Raw genomic sequence first — 19,778 nt, forward strand, 5'->3', positions numbered from 1 at the left:
CTTATGGTATTAATTTTTTGATATTTTCCAATGTGTCTATATCGGTTGCTTTTTTGTCCCTGCGCCAACGCAAAATGCGGGGGAAGCGCAGGGCGACACCCGATTTGTGGCGTTTGCTATAGCCTATTCCTTCGAAGGCAATTTCAAATACAAGTTCGGGTTTAACAGTTCTTACGGGTCCGAATTTCTCCACCGCATTCTGCCGGATATAGCGGCTAACCTCAAGTATTTCTTTATCTGTAAGTCCCGAATATGCTTTTGCGATGCTCACTAAGTGATCACCGTCTTTAACGGCAAAGGTATAGTCTGTATAATGCGCGCTTCGGCGCCCACTGCCTTTTTGCGCATATATCAACACGGCATCGATGGTCATGGGATTGACTTTCCATTTCCACCAGCCACCTTTTTTTCGGCCAACATAATAAACGGAGTCTTTCTTTTTAAGCATAATGCCCTCACTGTTCAGCGCACGCGAGGCCGCTTGTAATTTCCGTAGGTCGGCCCAATTTTCACCATGAATACGTGGAGACAGTTGGATTGTGGGGCCAACATGAGCTTGGTACAGCTGTTCCAATAACTTGCGCCTGTCCTGCAGGGACTCCGACCGGAGGTCTTTACCATCCAGCTCCAATAAATCATAAAGGTATACAACAATAGGGACTTCTTCACGTAAGGTCTTGGAAATTACCTTGCGATTGATCCTTTTTTGCAGTTCATTAAAATTCAATATCTGACCATCTTTCGACGCCAGAATTTCACCATCCAAGACAAAGCTCCCTTGCCATTGCCTGAGCGCATCGGTGATCTCAGGAAACTGTACGGTGACAAGTTCCTCGCCCCTTGACCAGATATAGATTTCGTCGCCTCTTTTGATCAGCTGTCCGCGTATACCGTCCCATTTGTACTCGCATTGCCATTCCGCAATCGGCCCAAGTTCTTCCACTTCCTTTTCAATGGGGTAAGCCAGACAAAAGGGATAAGGTTTTGAAAGGTTGGTATTGCTATATTCGCCGCGAACGAGTTTGTCAAATGCGTAGTCATGGGGATTCCACTCGCCCATAATACTGTGGGTGACAATACTTGGTTCGATCTGGAAATGTGCCGCAATGGTATTTATCAGCCCCTTGGATGATATTCCCAAACGAAAGCTGCCACCCAGCAATTTGTTGAAAATAAAGCGTTCAACGGTATTGAGCCTGTTCCAGGAAGCGAGTACAAAAGCTTTTTTTTCTTCCATTGAAGCATTTGCCAACAGCAGGATGTCTTCCATCCATTCACTGAGACTTTTGTCTATTTTTTCGGATGCGGGAGGCAATAATAAAGCTAAGGTTTCGGAGAGATCACCGACAGCGGCATAACATTCGACAAACAACCATTCCGGGATATTGGTAATTTCCATTACCCAAGTTTTAAGTTCTTTGGTCGAAATCGCACGCCTTGGCCTTTTGCCGGTCATTAAAGCGAGAAACCAGCGTTTATCTTTCTCCGGTGCAACGCTTAGAAAGCGGATGATCGCTTCTTTTTTTAAGCTGGCTTTATTGGAGCTATCCAGCGCATTGATCAATGTTGCGAATTCTATCATACGCTTAATTCTTCTCCGTAATTTGTATTTACCTCTTCGGCTTCAATACCTATTTCATTCAGATATTTGCTGAATGTGGCTGTCTGTCCATGCGTGACATACACTTTTTCGGCGCCACTTTCCTTCACTGCCTGCAGCAATCCATTCCAGTCCGCATGATCGCTGATGGCGAAACCTGCATCTGCACTGCGCCATCTTCGTGCACCACGGATTTGCATCCAGCCGGAGCAGATCGCATAGGCAACATGTGGTATCTTTTGGAGCAGTTGCGTATCAAGTAATGCCGGTGGTAGCAATACGATCTTGCCGTCGAGCTCTTTCATGTCCGTCATCGGGTCGATAATCTGGTAGGATGGTAATTTTAAACCTGCATCACTGTAGGCCATATTTAATTTGGCGATGCTGTAATGCACATATATTTCGCCCATATCCTTTACCGCATTTAATATCCTTTGGGACTTGCCCAATGAATAACCAATAAATACGGATGTCTTTTTGTATCCCTGATTGTGTGTGATCCATGCTTTCAGTCGTTGATTTTGGATTTCAATACTCTCCCAGCGATAGATCGGCAGACCAAAAGTGCTTTCGGTAATTAACTCATGACATTTTACAGGTTCAAAAGGGGTGGAGAGGCCATCATCCTGAATTTTGTAATCTCCCGTAAAAACGGTGACTTTACCTTTATATTCCAATCGTATTTGCGCTGAGCCAATGATATGTCCTGCAGGATGTAAAGAAATTTTTACACCGTTGATCTGGATCGTCTGGTTGTAAGCTAAGCCTTCAACCCGGATATCAGGTCCAATACGACTTTTCAATATACCAACGGTAAGGTGGTGACAAAGATACTTTTTCATGCCCGGGCGCGCGTGGTCTGCATGTCCATGTGTAATGATGGCAAGATCAACGGGTTGCCATGGATCCAGGTAAAATTTGCCGGGAATACAATAAATGCCTTTTGATGTGAATTGAATCATATCGAATCCTTGTTTTTGAAAACATGACTTCCGTATAGAGCATGTTATGTATTCAAACAGGCAGGGATAAGTTAAAGTTTTGTTTATTTTTTAGTGAAAGTCGATCCTAGTGATTAAATTGCGGGGGTAAGGAAATTTTTTGCCTGAAGAATGGATCCGGTTAATTTTTTTACATTTGTTTACTTTGATTCTTAGTTTAAGCGCTCTATGATATTAATAGTCGATGACAACCCAGATAATATTTATTCATTACAAAAGTTATTGGAATCCAAAAATTTTAAAGTCGATACTGCCCATTCCGGTGAAGAGGCTTTAAAGAAGATTTTAAAATATAATTATGCTTTAATCATATTGGATGTACAGATGCCCGATATGGACGGTTTTGAAGTTGCTGAGAACATTGCTGGATTCAGTAAGACTAAGGAGACGCCGATTATATTTTTATCTGCTGTCAATACCGATAAACGTTTTATTACGAAAGGTTATGATTCAGGAGGACTGGATTACGTCACCAAACCCGTCGATCCGGATATTCTGATGCTTAAAGTCAAAACATTCTATCGGCTGTATGAGCAGACCCAGGCCCTCAAGGATATCCAGCAGGCTTTGGAAATGGAAGTGGAGAGAAGGAAACAGGCGCAATTGGAACTTCGTTCGAAAGTAGACTACTTACATACCTTATTGGAATCATTGCCACAAATTGCTTTTACCTGTGACCATCTTGGTAATATTGGCTTTGTCAATGGCCGTTGGTTCCAGTTTTCGGACAGTGAGAACACATTCCCGCAGACGCATCCTGATGACCGGTTGATCATGGCTGAATTGCAGGAAAGTCTTGAGTCCGGTAAACCTTTGGAAATGGAGGTGCGGGTTAAAAAGCGGGATGAATCGGGGTATTCGTATCAATTATTAAGGGTCTGGCCAATTTTGGAGAATGGCGAAAATAATTGGGTGGGGACATTTACCGACATTGATGCGCAAAAGAAAGCAGAGCAGGAAAAGGATGAGTTTTTGAGTATTGCGAGCCATGAACTGAAGACACCGCTAACAAGCATCAAAGCTTATATGCAGCTACTTGACCGTAAGTTGAGTCTTGACAAAAACTGCCCGGAGGCCAAGTATGTTGGCCGGGTTCAGGATCAGGTTGGAAAGCTCAACAGTTTGATCACGGATTTGCTCGATATATCAAAAATCGACAATGGTAAACTGCGGATCAATAAAAAGGTGTTCTCGCTTGAACGTATGGTACAAAATGCCATTGATTCCATTGTGCAGACCCATGATCAGAGCAATATGGAATTATATAGACAGGGGGATATTTCGGGACTCATGGTCTACGGTGATGAGATACGCCTGGAGCAGGTTCTTGTTAATTTTTTAACAAATGCGTATAAGTATGCCGCCGGAACGGAGAAGGTGATCGTCGACTGCAGCGTAATGACAGATGTCGTAAAAGTCAGCGTTATAGATTTTGGAATCGGTATACCTGAAAACAAACTGTCGGAGGTTTTTGACAAGTTTTACCGTGTCGAGGAAACTTCCTTTGATTTCCAGGGGCTGGGAATAGGCCTTTATATTTGTTCGGAAATTATCCGTAGCCATCAAGGTACCATTGCCGTTGAAAGTTCAGCCGGTAAGGGGGCCACATTTTATTTTACATTACCATTAAATCTGCCTACAGATGCCGAATAAAACACTTAATAACTTATCTATAGGAATTGGTTTTTCACTACTGGCGCTGCTGGTGAGTTCTACAGCATCTTATTTGGGGATTAAAGAACAGAATAAGCACCGTCAGGAGCTGGCCGCTACCCGAAAAATAATCAGTTTATCAAATGTTATCCTTAACTCTCTGCAAGGGGCAGAAACGGGAAACAGGGGGTATCTGCTCACGGGGAAGGAGAATTACCTGGAACCATTCAACCAGGCTTTAGCGAGCCTGCCGGTTGAGCTGAATGAAATAAAGGAGCTTACGAAAGCCGATCCTGAGCAAAATGTTCGGGTAGACAGCTTATTTACAGCGGCCCAGCAAAGGTTAGCTGTATTAAAGGAGTCGGTGAATGTCAAAAGGAATGGCGGGACTGTTAGTCTGACGCAGCTGGACGAGAGCAAATCCGCAATGGACAAATGCCGTAGCATCATTAAAGAAATTATTCATTACGAAGATGATGGTATCGATCAAAAATCCAGCAATTTAGATAATTCTTCGTTTATAACGACCTTATTTATCGTGATCAGTGCATTGCTATCATTGGTGATTACGACATACTTTTATTTTCGGCTAAGGGCAGACTTTCTTAGACGCCTAGCGCTGGAAAAGTCACTCCGTGAGAAGGATGAAGGGATTGCCCGCAGGTTAAATATGGTTCAGAAGATCACTAATCGTATTGCGCTAGGGGATTATGATGTAAAAGCCGAGGACATTGAGGAAGACGACCTTGGTGCGATTGCCAAATCCGTTAACCGGATGTCAAAAGCCTTAAAGAAATCATTTGATCAGCTTAAAGATAACGACTGGCTGCACATGGGATATGCCGATCTTTATACCGGATTGGTCGGTAACAAAACCGAAAGGGTACTTACCACAGATTCAGTAAAGGGATTAGTCAATTATATAGGCGCTATTACTGGAGCGATCTATGTTTTTAATGAGGAAAAACTTGAACTATCTGGTGCTTACGGATTGGACCCAAAGGCACAGCAATATTTTCTCCCAAATGAAGGTTATGTCGGACAGGTCTTTGTTGATCGGGAAACGAAAATCATAAATAATATAAACACGGAAGACTATATCGTGAGTTTTGCCAGTGGAAAGGTCAATGTACAGCACCTTATTTTTGTACCTATTGTATGGGCTGATCAGGTGTTGGGTGTGCTGGAGATCGGGCACCGTCAGCCGTTTGCGGAAATTGAATCAACATTTCTGACGGAATGTGCCAGACAACTTGGTATCGCTATCGCTTCGGCGAGGGGCCGTGCTAAAATTCAGTCACTTTTGGAAGAAACTCAAGTACAATCTGAAGAATTGTTGACGCAGCATGCGGAGCTGGAGAATCTGAATACGGAATTGGAGGCGCAGACCTTGCGTCTGCAGTCGTCCGAGGAGGAACTGAAGGTGCAGCACGAGGAATTGATGCAATCAAACCAAGAACTGGAAGAACGTTCAAAACTGTTGGAAGACAAAAACCTATTGATTGCCGAACGTAACCTGGAAATTCAGCAGAAAGCGGAAGAACTCGCTTTAAGTACCAAATATAAGTCTGAGTTTTTGGCAAATATGTCCCATGAGCTGCGCACGCCCTTAAATTCCATCCTGCTACTTTCGCGTTTGCTATCCGAGAATAATGAACACAATCTTAGCGCTGACCAGATCGAATCGGCTAAAGTGATCCAAAGTTCGGGAACGAGCCTGTTAACCTTGATTGACGAGATATTGGATCTTTCAAAGATTGAGTCGGGTAAAATGACATTGGAGTATGCGACACTGAATTTAAATGATATCTCGGCGGATCTGAATAATTTATTTCTTCCGATTGTCAATGAGAAAGGCCTGGCTTTCACAATTAATATTGATCCCGGGGTCAATAAAAATTTTCAGGGCGACCGGCTTAGAATTGATCAGGTGCTGCGGAATCTGATTTCAAATGCGGTTAAATTTACAGCAGCTGGTGAGGTAAGACTGGATATTTACGAAGATAGTACCGATAAGGATAAGCTTGTTTTTGCCGTGATTGATTCGGGTATAGGGATTCCCCTGGAAAAACAGAAGATAATTTTCGAGGCTTTCCAGCAGGCGGATGGTTCGACAAGACGAAAATTCGGAGGGACAGGACTGGGTTTGTCTATCAGCAGAGAGATTGCACGCTTGCTGGGCGGTGAAATCAGACTGGAGAGTGAGGAAGGAAAGGGAAGCACGTTCTTATTTATCATTCCGAATCATCCAGTAGATCCCGGGGAACAGCGTACGAAAGAAGAGTTGCTTGTAGAAGAGATCCATTCTGAAATAGAGGAGGTGCGCGAGCTTGTGGCGGATGACGTCTATAATCCAGCCACAATACGTATTCCGGAGGAGTTACCTGATGATCGGGATAGCATTGTTGAGGGTGATAAGGTTATTTTGATCGTCGAAGATGATATCAATTTTGCGAAAGCATTATTGAAATACACGCATAGCCAGCACTATAAGGGTGTTGTTGTTGTACGTGGGGATCATGCATTGCCGGCGGCCAAGAAATATCATCCACAGGCGGTTTTATTGGATATTCAATTGCCGGTCAAGGATGGATGGGCTGTGATGGATGAGTTAAAGGGGGATAAGAGCACAAGACATATTCCGGTACATATCATGTCTTCACTTGAAGTGAAGAAGCAAAGTCTGTTAAAAGGTGCAATTGATTTTATCAATAAACCTGTCGCTTTGGAACAGATGACATCGGTTTTTCAAAAGATAGAATCTGCTTTGAGCAGGTCTCCAAAAAAGGTGCTCATTGTTGAAGAGAATCCTAAACATGCTAGCGCATTGGCTTATTTTTTAAGTAGTTTCAATATCTCACTTGAAGTAAAAGATAATGTTGAAGATAGCATCACAGCATTGGGAACCGCTGAGGTGGACTGCGTGATCTTGGATATGGGTGTTCCCGATGAAATGGGCTATAATACCCTGGAGGCCATCAAACAGCATGAGGGACTTGAAAATTTACCGATTATCATATTTACGGGTAAAAATCTGTCAAAGTCAGAAGAGCTGAAGATTAAAAAATATGCAGATTCTGTGGTTGTTAAGACTGCACATTCTTATCAACGGATTTTGGATGAGGTGGGTTTATTTCTACATCTGATCGAGATAAACAGTTCGGATGATGTGCGACGTAAAAACAACGGACTTGGCGCATTAGCGGATGTGCTGAAAGGAAAAAAAGTGCTGGTGGCTGATGACGATGTGCGCAATATATTCTCAATGACGAAAGCATTGGAGAAATTTCAGGTAGAGGTTATTCCGGCAATGGATGGTAAGGAAGCACTGGACGTACTGCGTTCGGGAGAGTCGATTGATATCGTGCTGATGGATATGATGATGCCCGAAATGGATGGGTATGAAACAATCAAGAATATCAGGCAAACACCTCAATTTGCGACATTGCCCATTATTGCGGTCACTGCCAAATCAATGATTGGTGATCGTGAAAAATGTATACGAGCTGGTGCTTCGGACTATATCTCCAAACCTGTGGATATAGACCAGCTGCTGTCGTTGTTGCGAGTATGGTTATATGAAAATTAATTAAGGCGGTTAATGAATCAAAATAAAGTGATATTAATTGTTGACGATGACAACCGGAATATTTTTGCACTCGGTTTGACCTTGAGAGCGAGAGGATACCAAGTTGTCAGTTGTACTTTAGCAAAGGATGCAATTCAACTTCTGGAAGAGGGAAATGGTATTTCATTGGTGCTAATGGATATGATGATGCCTGAGATTGACGGTTATGAAGCGATTCGTTTGATCCGGGCTTCCACGGTTATCAACGATATTCCCATCATAGCTGTAACTGCCCAGGCAATGCCCGGGGACAGGGAGAAATGTCTGGCATCGGGGGCGAAGGCTTATATTTCAAAGCCGATTGATGTTGATTTGCTGTTGACCGAAATAGAACGATTGACATCGTGATGTTGGGTCATAATATAATTAAGGACGAGGAGATCGATATTTTATTGGAAGATATCTATCAGCGCTATGGCTACGATTTTATACAGTATAGCCGGGCATCGATTAAGAGAAGGATCAACCGGATCATGACGAATGACCGATTTGCGAGTTTTGCGGAACTCCGATTCGCGTTGAAAGACGATCCGGAGTTTCTGCAGCATTTTGTGGAGGAAATTACGGTGAATTTGACGGAGATGTTTAGGGATCCTTTATTTTTCCGACAGCTGCGCGAGGAGATCTTGCCGCAACTGGGTACCTATCCATTGATCCGGATCTGGGTGGCAGGCTGCGCCAGTGGTGAGGAAGCTTATTCTTTGGCTATTTTGCTTAAAGAAGCCAATCTACATCACAAATCGTTAATTTATGCAACGGATATCAATCCACGTGTGCTGGAAATAGCACGCAATGGTGTCTATCCACTGAGTCAGATCAAATCTTTTTCGGAAAACTACATCGAATCTGGAGGAAAGCAGGATTTTTCGAGCTATTATACAGCAAATTACGACTGGGCTAAATTTGATCCGGAATTAAAACAAAAAATGATCCTATCAACCCATAATTTGGTTTCAGATACTTCTTTTAATAGTTTTCAGCTGATTTTGTGTCGCAATGTATTGATTTATTTCAATAAAGATCTGCAGGACCGTGTATTTAGATTATTTGACGCAAGCCTGGAAAATCTAGGTTTTTTGGGTCTAGGTAGTAAGGAAACCATCCGTTTCTCAAGTATTCAACAGAACTTCACCGCAGTGGGTGATCAAAAAATTTGGAAAAAACTCTACCCACAATAAGATGGTTTTATTTGGCACGATATTCAAGCCTTAATAAAGCCATGTATGGGAGATAAACTAAGCGATATGAGCAAAAGAAAAACTGTACTGATATTTGAAGACGATACCATTATATTGGAGGTCATAACAGTGGTGCTGACAGATTTGGGTTTTCATGTTGAAGTCTCCGAAACATCACATGATATCATTCAAAAAGTTGAGTCTACGGAACCGGACCTTATTTTAATGGATAACTGGATTCCAAATATTGGCGGGGTAGAGGCTACCCGTCTCTTAAAAGCCGATGATAGGTTTAAACATATTCCGGTTATTTATGTATCTGCCAATAATGACATCGAATCGTTGGCTGTAAGCGCCGGTGCAGATGATTTCTTATCCAAGCCCTTTGATCTGGATGATCTGGATGATATTGTTAATAAGTATATCTAATAATTGATTGAACGAGGATCGTGTTCGAACTCCGGCCAGCCCTTCTGGTTCGAATCCATATCGAATAAAAAAAAACTTTCATTTCTGAAAGGTTTCTTATGCGGAGAGTGAGGGAGTCCATTCGAACACTTAATACCATTTTTGACATTTTTAGATGAAATAAGTTATCAATTTATTTAAGCCTACCAAATGTTAACAACTCCGTCATTTATTGAAATTGGTGATATTTCTTTTACTTGTACTTCATGAGAACCGAATTTCCCTATCCAACCAATAATAACATTCCCCTTTAAATAAATATCAGTTACCTTGCTTAAAAAGGTAGGATAATCTTCAATAAAATCTTTGAAGTATACTTCTTTTAGTGTATTAATAAAAACACGCCTCAAGTACAAATCAGTTTGTGCCCCCAATAAAGAATTGAAATTATTCTGAATCAAATCAAAATTGAATTTTTGATTTGATATATACTCTTTAACAATTATATCGGTAAGGTTATTCCACGTATGTTGCATCTCATTTTTATGATGCAATGAAAGAAAGAGCTGACTGCGACGACCTGCTTCAATAAGCAAATTGTCCAAAGTAACAAAGTCTTTCACATCTCGTTTATAAGCAAGTTTTTTTTCAACTTCATCTATATTATCTGCTATCTCGACTTTAAATTCTGTATTGTAAATAGATTGCTGACCGCAAGCTCTAAACCATTCATTTTCGACTAAACTTTCCGCCATAATTTTCATCTCTGGCGTTAAAACAATCTTTTTCCCAAATAAATTATCAAAAAATCCCATATTTCTATATTAATGATGTGCAACTCTACGGACGTCAATATTCTCTACTTTAGTCCATGGGTACTTTCCATTTCTCAATTGCTCTCCAAATGCTTTATATACTCCTTTCATACTAGTAAATACACCCATTCCCGCATTTCTTAATGATTTATACAGTTCAAAATTATATCTCAATACTTCTTCTATCAATCCAAGCGGATCACTATATGAATTAGAATCTTTAACATAGTCGTAAAATCGTAATCCACCTAGTAAATTAATCGGATCTTGACTTATATAATTTCCTGACTCGCTATCATAATACCTGAAACGATTATAAGCCAACCCAGTTTCTATATCTACATACTGTCCTTGATATAAAAAAGGAACAAAGCTATTGCCTCCTTTTCTCAATGAACCATATACATCTAATTCTCTTTCCCAAACTAATCCACCTTTATCATCATATGCATGTGTAGGTGTACCCAAATAATCACTTATGATACTAAAATGCTCTTCACCAACAATTTTACCACAAGGAACAAAACTACCATACTGATACAGCCAAGTTATTACATTTTCTACAGATTCTGCAAGCTCTTGGATATTATTTTCATCATCAATGGTAAATCCTGGCGGGAAACTCCTCTGATATTCCCATTCATGCAAAGGAACGTTACCATCCCAAATCCAGCGGGTTACTTTATTTTTATATTCCTTGGAAATACGTCTTCCCAAAGGATCATAGAAGAAATTTACTTCACCACCTTTTGGCAATATCACTTTTGCAAGCATACCGTTTCCTTTCCACTCATACTGCCATCCGACACCACTGCCCGTAAGGTTAATTCCATATTTATGTTCTATGGTTGAAGGAGATAAAACTGCCTGTGCTGTACTTTTCCTGAATTCCTTAAAAATCAGGTTACCTTCGGCATAGTAATAATAATTATAGCACAGATCTTTTAGTAATTTACCTCCTGCACCATGAGTACGGTCTGTACGGTCAGGGGTCTCAAACAAATTACCAATAGTATCTGGAGCCTTGTAGATTGTTTGGGTATCTTTCCGGTTATCATAGGTACCACTGACCAAATTATCCCAGGTATCATAATTGAAAGTAGTACTTGTGCCTGTAAGCTCATTGATTGATTTTAACAATCTATTTGCTTTGCCCCAATGGTAGCGTGTTCTGCTTTTCTCCACATTGTGGCTGCTTATGCATCTTCTGACAACTCTTCCCTGCTGATCACGCTCTGTAACCTGGCTTATACCTCCGGTAAGTTCCCGCTGTATTTCCAGTCCTGTAGCATCATACTGCCACTGAGCCTTCCAATCCTTGGATTCCATTTCGGATAATTGTCCAAAATGATCGTACCTACTGGTAATATTAGCTCCCAATGAACTCTGTACCAGCAATGAATTACTTTCCTTATCAAAAGCCTTAGTTACCCAATGCTGTCCCTGCTGTTCTTTCAGGATACGTCCATCTTTGCCACGATGTATTTTCAGGGTAATCTCCTGATTCATGGCACCGATCAGGAATCCGTCTTTATTATAGTGGTATCCGATGAATGAAAGATCAGAATGCTGCACCGTTGGTATTCTATTTACAATGCAGAAATTATAAGTTTAAAAGGAGCTATTGAAAGGTTGAGTGAAAATAGAAGTCTTGCATTTGGTATACTGGAAAATAAATTGGATATGTTGACCGATCTACGCTATGTATATGATTCAGCGGAAACGCTTCAAAAACGGGAATTTGTAAGCTTGGTGTTCGACAACAATCTTTATTATGAAAATCGAATCTTTCGAACACCTACCATGATGGAGATATTATCGCATAATTACCTAAAAATGAAGGATAAAGGGCTGCTTTTATACTAAAAAAAAAGAGAGTCTTTTAATAAAAGACCCTCTCAGCGGAGAGTGAGGGATTTATCGCGTCCCTTATCCCCATGCTGCTAATACCCGCGATGATAGTGTTCGAACCCCGGCCAGCCCTTCTGGTTCGAATCCATATCGAATAAAAAAAACCTTTCATTTCTGAAAGGTTTCTTATGCGGAGAGTGAGGGATTCGAACCCCCGAACCTGTGACAGTTAACGGTTTTCAAGACCGCCGCATTCGACCACTCTGCCAACTCTCCGCGACAAAAGTACGAATTTTTGCTCTCCTGCCAAATTTTATTTTAGAAATAGTTCCTATTTAGCTTTTATAAACTGTATATCAGCGCTAAATTTTACATCGTCACTTACCATCACGCCACCTGTTTCCAAAGCTGCATTCCAGTTAAGTCCAAAATCTGAGCGTTTGATCTTTCCTTCGACGATAAACCCAGCTTTAGTATTTCCCCAAGGATCTTTTTGAATACCCGCAAATTCCAGATCAAAAACTACAGCCTTGGTCACATCACGGATGGTCAGATTTCCTTTAATTTGATCATTTTCTAAGCTCGTTGCTTCAAATGTTATTGCAGGATATTTTTCTACATCAAAAAAGTCAGCGCTTTTTAAATGTCCATCACGTTGCTCATTTCTGGTGTTGATAGAAGCAGTATCAATAGATACTTTTGCAAGTGCATTCTCAAAAGTATCATCTTCTGCATCAAGATCTATTTTAAAACTGTTAAAGTTTCCTTTAACATTTGTGATCATCATGTGTTTTACTTTGAATTCTATTTCGCTATGTGCAGCGTCCAATTCCCATTTTCCTTGTGCCATAATTTTGTGTTTTTTCTTATTTGTTTAATAACACAAAGGTAACAGCGTTATTTGTCTTTTTGTTTGACCTAGATCAATAAAATAATCTTGTTGAAAAGCAATCAGTTATTGAAAAACCATAAAAAAAAGCAAGTGATATTTTGGAATTGTTGAACAAATGTCTACTTTTGCATTACCGAAAGCGACGCGCCAATAGCTCAGCTGGATAGAGCATCGGTTTTCTAAACCGACGGTCTCAGGTTCGAATCCTGATTGGCGTACAAAAAGCCCCTTTGTTTAATACAGAGGGGCTTTTTTTATACTCTGCTCAATTTTTCCAATCTGTTAGCTAATTGGGGCTCTACACCAAAATTTGGAGACAAATAGTGCTCGGTCGAAAATATTCAAAGCGTTTCTCTATGTATTTTGGTTAGGCGTATAAAAATTAGAGTTACTATTTTAAGTCGCAAAATAGGGGTAGGGACCGTTTGTCCAACTATTGTAGTACATGAATTTTGCTTCATTGGAAATAGTCTATTATACTTGATTTTTGTACCTTTAGAAAACGTTGAATTGTAGTTTATTTAGCTTATAGACAAAAGAATTGGTAATACTTTGTGGTTAGCTAGATAGAGTTAAATAGTGTAATAACATCTATATGGATGAAATATTTAAAAAACAGGTATACGAATTAACGAGACTAATCCCAAAGGGGCGTGTTTCAACTTATGGTGCTATTGCTAAAGCTTTGGGATACCCAAATCACGCTCGTCATGTTGGAAAAGCAATGGGCGGTTGTCCCGGAGATGTGCCTGCTCATCGGGTGATTTCCAGTGGTGGCATTCTGTCCGTTCCGGAATTTCAGATTAAACTGGAGGGCGAAGGTATTGTGATAAATAATCTTAGGGTCAGGGATTTTAAGAATTTATTCTGGAACCCGATAAATGAACTTTAAAAAATGGATAAATGATAAAATATTGTGCATTTCTACGGGGAGTAAATGTGAGGGGAACCAATATGAAGATGGCCGATGTATGCCGGGTATTTAAAGATACGGGCATGGATCATGTAAGTTCGGTGCTGGCTTCCGGAAATATAGTTTTTTCATCGGATAGCCCTGTGGACGAACTTAAAATCGTTTTGGAAGCTGCTATGTCCAAGTCTTTTTCCTACGATGCTTTTTTGTTCATTAAATCGGAGGAAGAAATTACGCTATTCAGGCGTAATATTCCTTTTGACATTCGTCCCGATTTTCATATTTATGCTTTTGTAGGTTTGCCAGGCGTAGAAGAACTGCTCATGCAAGAATTCAATAACAGTGCGAAAGCAGCTGATGAAAAAGCCAAAGTGATTAATGGGGTATTTTATTGGCAGGTGCCCAAAGGAAATACACTGGATTCAACATTCGGAAAAATATTGGGTAAGAAAAGTCTGAAGGATAAGTTCACCAGCCGCAATGTGAACACATTTGAAAAAATTCTGAAGATCATGCAGTAGGCTATTATTGTTATTGCATGCTAACATCAAAAAAGGCGTAATGATTATCGAATGATAGCCAGTACGCCTTTGATATTAAAATAATTTACAGATTGATCTAGCTTCTCTCAATCTCTGCGGATTGAGCCCATATATTAATATGTCCATCTTTTGCATAGAGATCAATCTCATGGATTTCTTCTGCCGTAAATGATAGCTTTTTGAGTGATCCGACACAATCAATGACCTGTTGCGGTCTCGACGCCCCAATAAGTGCAGAAGTCACCTGTTGTTTTCGAAAAACCCATGCAATGGCCATTTGCGCTAAGGTCTGTCCTCTACGTTGTGCAATGGCATGTAGCGCCTGAATATTTTTTCGGTTTTCTTCACTGAGAAACTTGGTCTGCAAGGATTTTGATTGTGAAGCCCTGCTATTTTCAGGAATATCATGTAAATATTTATCGGTTAACATGCCCTGGGCAAGTGGAGAGAAAACAATTGAGCCAATACCAATCTCGCCCAGAGTGTCTAATAGACCATCCGACTCAACCCATCGATTCAGCATGGAATAACTCGGTTGATGGATAACAAAGGGTGTTCCCAAGGATTTCAGTATTGCATAGGCTTCCTTGGTACGTTGCGAATTGTAGGATGAAATGCCGACATAAAGGGCTTTTCCGTTTCGCACGAGCTGATCCAGGGCCATCATAGTTTCCTCCAAAGGCGTGTTTGGATCGAAGCGATGTGAATAGAAAATGTCAACGTAATCTGTTCCTAAGCGTTTTAAGGACTGATCACAACTGGAAATAATATACTTTCGGCTGCCCCATTCGCCATAAGGACCATCCCACATGTGATAACCTGCTTTTGAGGAAATGATCAGCTCATCGCGATATCCCGCAAACTGTTGCTTAAGAATTTGTCCGAATGCAATTTCCGCGCTACCCGGGGGCGGTCCATAGTTATTGGCTAGATCGAAATGCGTGATTCCGAGATCAAAAGCCGTTGTGCAGATGTCAACCTTGGTTTGATGTGCCGTGTCATTTCCAAAATTGTGCCATAAACCTAAGGAAATAGCAGGTAACTGAAGTCCGGATTTACCACAACGGTTGTATATCATCTGTTGGTAGCGGTCGGGATGGGGAGTGTATTGCATAAAATTGAATTGTTTTATTCCAAATATAAGTAATAAACAAATTTCCGCGAATTGAAATTTAATGTATTTTTATGTCAAATTTTGCATAAGTTGAAGCTATAAAAAACATGAAGAAAATCACATGGATCTTAGGGGTGTTTTTGTTCTGGGCAGGCGGTGCCCAGGCACAGTCGAAACACCTATTATTTAAAACCGCATTTGGGGAGTTTAAGGTCGTACTTTATGATTTTACACCACAGCATCGTGATTTGATGTTAAGGTCGATTAAAGATAGTGTTTATCAGGGCGCCCTGTTCAATCGCATTATTGAAAATTTTGTTGTACAAGGAGGTGAACATGATATAGATATCGAAAAGAAGGAGGCAGCAGATCCTTTACACCGAAAACCTAGACTGGCGGCGGAATTCGACGAACGTGCTTTTCACAAAATGGGGGCATTAGGAGCGGGACGTGACGGCAATCCGGAGAAAGCCTCCTTCCTTGATCAGATCTACTTTGTAGTTGGAAAAAAGATCACTGCGGCAGATCTCGATAGCTTGGAAATAAAAAAAGGGATTAAATATAGCAAAGAACAGCGGGATGGATACCTCGCTCATGGTGGACAGCCCAGACTTGATCAGGATTTTACAGTCTTTGGTGAGATATATCAAGGGCTAGATGTCATCATGAAGATAAGTCGGGTGAAAACGGATAAACAAGATTTTCCTTTGACAAAGGTACCCTTTAGTATTGTGGAGATTAAAGAATAAAACCATCTTGAAAGATGGTTTTATTCTTTAATTTTTCAATCGATGTATTCAATTCTTAGCTATGACCGTTTTTATCGCAATAAATGACCGGGAAAATAAAACGGTCAATGCGAGAAAGGACACAAAAAGCCCCATTAATTACTTAATGGGACCTGACATATATAAAACTGATTAAATTTGGCAGACGAAAAATATTAAATCTTTCCTGTTTCTTTCAAAAGTTTGTAATATGCATACACAATATTGATTTCAGCATTTGTATACTTCAGTTCCGCTTCGAGTTTTGAATTGGAAGCATCCATAATATCGACTATAAGTGCCAGTTGGTTCAAATACTTTTTTTCAATTATACGATAGTTCTCATCTGCAAGTGCTTTGTTGTACTCGAGCGCATTGCGCTGTGAGTAGGCCTCATTGTATTTAATGTATGCGGTATTAACGGCCACACTGGTCTTTTGTTTCAGTGCTTGTTCGTATTTCTTGTTTTTTTCAATTTGTAAATCGTTTAGTTTTAGCTTTTTGTCCGTTGTATATAAAGAAGAAATGTTGTAACTCAATGAGACGCCCACATTCCAGGTATTCATATATTTATCAATGACAGGCATAACATTGGTGATCGGTTTGACCAGATTATTTCCAGCGAAAAGGCTGAGTGCGGGAGATTTCTCGGATTTGGTAATATCTTTTTCGGTGTAAAGAAGCTCTGTTTCTTTTGCGGCGAGCTGGACATTTGGATTTGATATGTAAGCCTCTTGTTTTAATGTTGTTAGATCCCGTGGTTGAAAGTGGGCCTTTAGAATACCGTCGTCGGGTGTGATGCGAGTGTTTTCCGGCAGTCCCAGTGCAACGACAAGTTCATCATTCAGAATACGCATATTATTTTGGACGACTTCTTTGGCGAGTTGCAATTCGGAGATCTGTAACTGATTTCTTATGACATCATTTTTGGTAATCATCCCTTGCTTGTATAATTTTTCTGTAAGTTCCAGCCGCCTTTGGGCCAATTCGATATTCTGATGATAAACCTGCTCTTGATTGCCGAGTTTAAAGAGGTCCAGATAGTATCCCAATACCAAAATTTTGATGTTTTGCTCTTCATTTTGGTGGTCCAGTTCCGCTAGCTCTTCTCCCAAAGAAGATGCTTTAATTGAATTCTTGATTACTCCGCCTTTCCAGATAAGTTCCTTGGCCTCCAAGGAATAGTTGTTTCCGAAATGGGGGAGAGGAACCTTCTCGGAGCCCGATAGGTTCTTCTCGATCAGCGCCGCATCACCAAGGTAAAACGCTGAAGCTGATGCACTGATCTCCGGTAATGTTTTCAATTTTGCGACTGCAGTTTTCTGCTTGGCAATATCAACTGCTGTCTTTGAAACAGCAAGGTTGGGGTGATTGCGTATGGCGAGCGCAAATAATGTTTCAATATTGATCTTTTTGGTCGAAATGCTATCCTGACCGTATGTTAGATTGCTAAAAGTTGTAAAGAAACAAACGACCAAGTACAAACCTGTTTTTAGTGCGCTTGATTTAATATTCATGGTATATTTCTTAGTGCTATATATGTAATACAAAGTTACATACCGGTATGATGTCTAGAAATGTCTATTTAATGCTTTGTGATGTTCAATTGGTAACAGTTGTGGCTTGTCGCTCCCGGAATATATTGGGGGTAATACCGACGTGTTTTTTAAAAAACTTGCTGAAAGCGTACTGATCAGAAAAGTGAAATTCTTGAGATAACTGATTGATTGTTTTATTGGAGACAATCAATTGTGCCCGAGCTTCGCTCAGTAACCAATTGCTCAGGATCGCGGAGGGAGAGTCTTTGGTGATTTCCCTGACACATATAGAAAGGTATTTGATAGAAATATGGAGTAATTCCGCATAGAACGCCAAATCCCGATGCTGTTTATAATTGTCAGCAACAAGTTGTAAAAATTGAACGGTAATCTCTTCTTTTCGCTGATTGCGGATTGTTAAATGACGCTCTCCGGCATCATAAATCACAGCGGCCAGTAAATAAATGATTGCCATAAAAATATTAACATTTGCTTTTTGAAGAAAATCCATCCCTTGATTTTGCGCTTTTTTTCTATTTTGATGTAATGTTGAAATTAATGTCCAAATCGTTTCAAAGTCAGTAGCCGTGGGGCTGAATGGAACGGAACTATTTGCATGGATAAGACGGTAAGCATCATATTTGCTAATGGAGAACCGGATTCGGTTGGAGAAATTTCTGTCGTAATTCAATACTTTGAATTGCGCATCTTGGCTGATCTCCGAAAAGCAATAGTACTTATTATAACCGATAAAGAAAATACTGCCTGCGTGCAATTGGACCGGGTTGCCGTTGCAATCAATGGCAACGGTCCCTGTATGTACGAGGATACAGGTCGTGTTAAGCGGGTGGTAAATATATTCACCTACTTTTTGGAGGAGCTCCGATTGATCTATAAGCTGTATTTTGTTCATCACCGGTATTATGCTAAAAAACCATCCTCTAGCATATAAGCACTGGAGGATATGGTCTTTGTGATTTAAAATGCAACTTTTTTAGGATCAGAACCAGAGAAACCCATCGTCGGCAATTCGCGAATTGTCTGTATATCTTCTTCCGTGAGATCGAAGTTGTCAACCGTTAAATTTCGCTTGATATTTAATGGATTGGTGGACTTTGGTAGCGGTAGTATGCCTTGAGATAAAGCAAATTTAATACAAATCTGTCCGACGCTGGTGTCCTTTTGCTCCGCTAGAGCAATTAGAGTCTCGTCTTGTAGGATTCTCCCCGAACCTAGGGGCGACCAGGCCTGGACTAAAATGCCATTGGATTTGCAAAGGTCAACGGTCTCTTGTTGGAGGTAACCCGGATGAAATTCAATTTGGTTGACGGCCGGGACGATTGTTACGGTTTCCAATAATTTGGCAAGGTAATCTTTTGGAAAATTGCTGACTCCGATTGCCTTCACCTTTCCTTGTTGATATAAATATTCAAGCGCTTTCCATGTTTCAGCGTTGATAGTTGCCCAGTTTTCGAATTGTGATTCATTGGCCGGCCAGTGAATCAAATAAAGATCAATATAGGCCAAACCCAAGTCTGTGAGGGATTTTTCGAATGCAGCAATTGTTTTATCATAGCCACGTTCGGTATTCCAGAGCTTGGTCGTTATAAATAATGTATCACGCGCTATTCCGCTGTCTTTGATAGCTCGGCCTACACTTTTTTCGTTACCATATATGGCTGCGGTGTCAATATGTGTATACCCGACTTTCAATGCTTCCGTAACGGCCTGGTATGCCTCTTCACCTTCCGGAATTTGCCAAGTTCCAAATCCAATTGCTGGAATATCAATTCCATTGTTCAATTTGAATGATTTCATGCTTAATCGTATTTTTTGTTTGACTAAATTAGGGTTTCAATTGTATTATCCCGTCACTGA

General features: G+C 40.5%; 18 protein-coding genes and 2 tRNA genes. 10 read left to right on the plus strand and 10 right to left on the minus strand.

The annotated features are described in order from the left end of the window. Position 1: 1 nt before the first annotated feature. Positions 2–1,582 carry an ATP-dependent DNA ligase gene (locus DCO56_RS10680; protein WP_108633775.1) on the minus strand — a complete coding sequence of 527 codons (1,581 nt, stop codon included), beginning with the start codon at positions 1,580–1,582 and terminating at the stop codon, positions 2–4. Then, positions 1,579–2,562, minus strand: coding sequence for a ligase-associated DNA damage response exonuclease (locus DCO56_RS10685; protein ID WP_108633776.1), 984 nt, complete (start codon positions 2,560–2,562; stop codon positions 1,579–1,581). Before DCO56_RS10685 ends, DCO56_RS10680 begins: the two co-directional genes overlap by 4 nt. 207 nt (positions 2,563–2,769) lie before the next feature. Here DCO56_RS10685 and DCO56_RS10690 point away from each other — a divergent pair, with 207 nt between their 5' ends. The 5 genes from DCO56_RS10690 to DCO56_RS10710 all read left to right on the plus strand — a co-directional run bounded on the left by DCO56_RS10690 (position 2,770) and on the right by DCO56_RS10710 (position 9,489). Further along, positions 2,770–4,254, plus strand: a complete 1,485-nt coding sequence (locus tag DCO56_RS10690) for a hybrid sensor histidine kinase/response regulator (RefSeq protein WP_108633777.1) — start codon at positions 2,770–2,772, stop codon at positions 4,252–4,254. Further along, the gene (locus DCO56_RS10695; RefSeq protein ID WP_108633778.1) at positions 4,244–7,843 is read left to right on the plus strand and encodes a response regulator; all 3,600 of its coding nucleotides are present in this window, start codon (positions 4,244–4,246) and stop codon (positions 7,841–7,843) included. The genes DCO56_RS10690 and DCO56_RS10695 overlap by 11 nt, the downstream gene beginning before the upstream one ends. Before the next feature lie 12 nt (positions 7,844–7,855). Then, on the plus strand, positions 7,856–8,230 hold the full coding sequence (locus DCO56_RS10700) for a response regulator (protein ID WP_108633779.1): 375 nt from the start codon (positions 7,856–7,858) through the stop codon (positions 8,228–8,230). After that, positions 8,230–9,060 (plus strand): CheR family methyltransferase, encoded by an 831-nt coding sequence (locus DCO56_RS10705; protein ID WP_108633780.1) that lies wholly within the window; start codon positions 8,230–8,232, stop codon positions 9,058–9,060. The genes DCO56_RS10700 and DCO56_RS10705 overlap by 1 nt, the downstream gene beginning before the upstream one ends. Positions 9,061–9,126: 66 nt before the next feature. Further along, on the plus strand, positions 9,127–9,489 hold the full coding sequence (locus DCO56_RS10710; protein WP_108634516.1) for a response regulator: 363 nt from the start codon (positions 9,127–9,129) through the stop codon (positions 9,487–9,489). Positions 9,490–9,671: 182 nt separating this feature from the next. Here the strand turns inward: DCO56_RS10710 and DCO56_RS10715 are convergent, their stop codons facing one another. Together DCO56_RS10715 and DCO56_RS29870 are read right to left on the minus strand one after the other, a co-directional pair. Continuing rightward, entirely contained in the window at positions 9,672–10,283 is a 612-nt protein-coding gene (locus DCO56_RS10715) for a hypothetical protein (RefSeq protein ID WP_108633781.1), read from the minus strand. Between the two features lie 9 nt (positions 10,284–10,292). After that, positions 10,293–11,858 carry an RHS repeat domain-containing protein gene (locus DCO56_RS29870; RefSeq protein WP_108633782.1) on the minus strand — a complete coding sequence of 522 codons (1,566 nt, stop codon included), beginning with the start codon at positions 11,856–11,858 and terminating at the stop codon, positions 10,293–10,295. A 57-nt stretch (positions 11,859–11,915) separates the two neighbouring features. Here DCO56_RS29870 and DCO56_RS10725 point away from each other — a divergent pair, with 57 nt between their 5' ends. Further along, positions 11,916–12,149 (plus strand): hypothetical protein, encoded by a 234-nt coding sequence (locus DCO56_RS10725; protein WP_181390521.1) that lies wholly within the window; start codon positions 11,916–11,918, stop codon positions 12,147–12,149. A gap of 176 nt (positions 12,150–12,325) precedes the next feature. Here the strand turns inward: DCO56_RS10725 and DCO56_RS10730 are convergent. Together DCO56_RS10730 and DCO56_RS10735 are read right to left on the minus strand one after the other, a co-directional pair. Beyond that, positions 12,326–12,410 (minus strand) — tRNA-Ser (locus tag DCO56_RS10730). Between the two features lie 55 nt (positions 12,411–12,465). After that, entirely contained in the window at positions 12,466–12,984 is a 519-nt protein-coding gene (locus DCO56_RS10735) for a YceI family protein (protein WP_108633784.1), read from the minus strand. A 186-nt stretch (positions 12,985–13,170) separates the two neighbouring features. Here DCO56_RS10735 and DCO56_RS10740 point away from each other — a divergent pair. From DCO56_RS10740 to DCO56_RS10750, 3 genes are all read left to right on the plus strand, one after another. Further along, positions 13,171–13,244, plus strand: a tRNA-Arg gene (locus tag DCO56_RS10740). 377 nt (positions 13,245–13,621) lie between these two features. Next, positions 13,622–13,918 carry an MGMT family protein gene (locus tag DCO56_RS10745; protein ID WP_108633785.1) on the plus strand — a complete coding sequence of 99 codons (297 nt, stop codon included), beginning with the start codon at positions 13,622–13,624 and terminating at the stop codon, positions 13,916–13,918. An 11-nt stretch (positions 13,919–13,929) separates the two neighbouring features. Continuing rightward, positions 13,930–14,460, plus strand: a complete 531-nt coding sequence (locus DCO56_RS10750) for a DUF1697 domain-containing protein (RefSeq protein WP_108633786.1) — start codon at positions 13,930–13,932, stop codon at positions 14,458–14,460. A 97-nt stretch (positions 14,461–14,557) separates the two neighbouring features. On the opposite strand, the gene mgrA is transcribed toward DCO56_RS10750, so the two are convergent. After that, positions 14,558–15,595, minus strand: a complete 1,038-nt coding sequence (mgrA, locus tag DCO56_RS10755) for an L-glyceraldehyde 3-phosphate reductase (protein ID WP_108633787.1) — start codon at positions 15,593–15,595, stop codon at positions 14,558–14,560. Positions 15,596–15,702: 107 nt separating this feature from the next. On the opposite strand from mgrA, the gene DCO56_RS10760 reads away from it, so the two are divergent. Continuing rightward, positions 15,703–16,344 carry a peptidylprolyl isomerase gene (locus DCO56_RS10760; RefSeq protein WP_108633788.1) on the plus strand — a complete coding sequence of 214 codons (642 nt, stop codon included), beginning with the start codon at positions 15,703–15,705 and terminating at the stop codon, positions 16,342–16,344. A gap of 194 nt (positions 16,345–16,538) precedes the next feature. Here DCO56_RS10760 and DCO56_RS10765 read toward each other — a convergent pair whose 3' ends face one another. The 3 genes from DCO56_RS10765 to DCO56_RS10775 form a co-directional block, all read right to left on the minus strand. Next, positions 16,539–17,879, minus strand: coding sequence for a TolC family protein (locus tag DCO56_RS10765; protein WP_108633789.1), 1,341 nt, complete (start codon positions 17,877–17,879; stop codon positions 16,539–16,541). Positions 17,880–17,964: 85 nt separating this feature from the next. Continuing rightward, positions 17,965–18,813: a helix-turn-helix domain-containing protein gene (locus DCO56_RS10770; protein ID WP_108633790.1), complete on the minus strand. Its 849-nt coding sequence runs from the start codon at positions 18,811–18,813 to the stop codon at positions 17,965–17,967. A gap of 65 nt (positions 18,814–18,878) precedes the next feature. Continuing rightward, on the minus strand, positions 18,879–19,718 hold the full coding sequence (locus tag DCO56_RS10775) for an aldo/keto reductase (RefSeq protein ID WP_108633791.1): 840 nt from the start codon (positions 19,716–19,718) through the stop codon (positions 18,879–18,881). Positions 19,719–19,778 lie beyond the last annotated feature (60 nt).

Source organism: Sphingobacterium athyrii (assembly GCF_003071065.1).
In the GTDB taxonomy this organism is placed as follows: Bacteria; Bacteroidota; Bacteroidia; order Sphingobacteriales; family Sphingobacteriaceae; genus Sphingobacterium; species Sphingobacterium athyrii.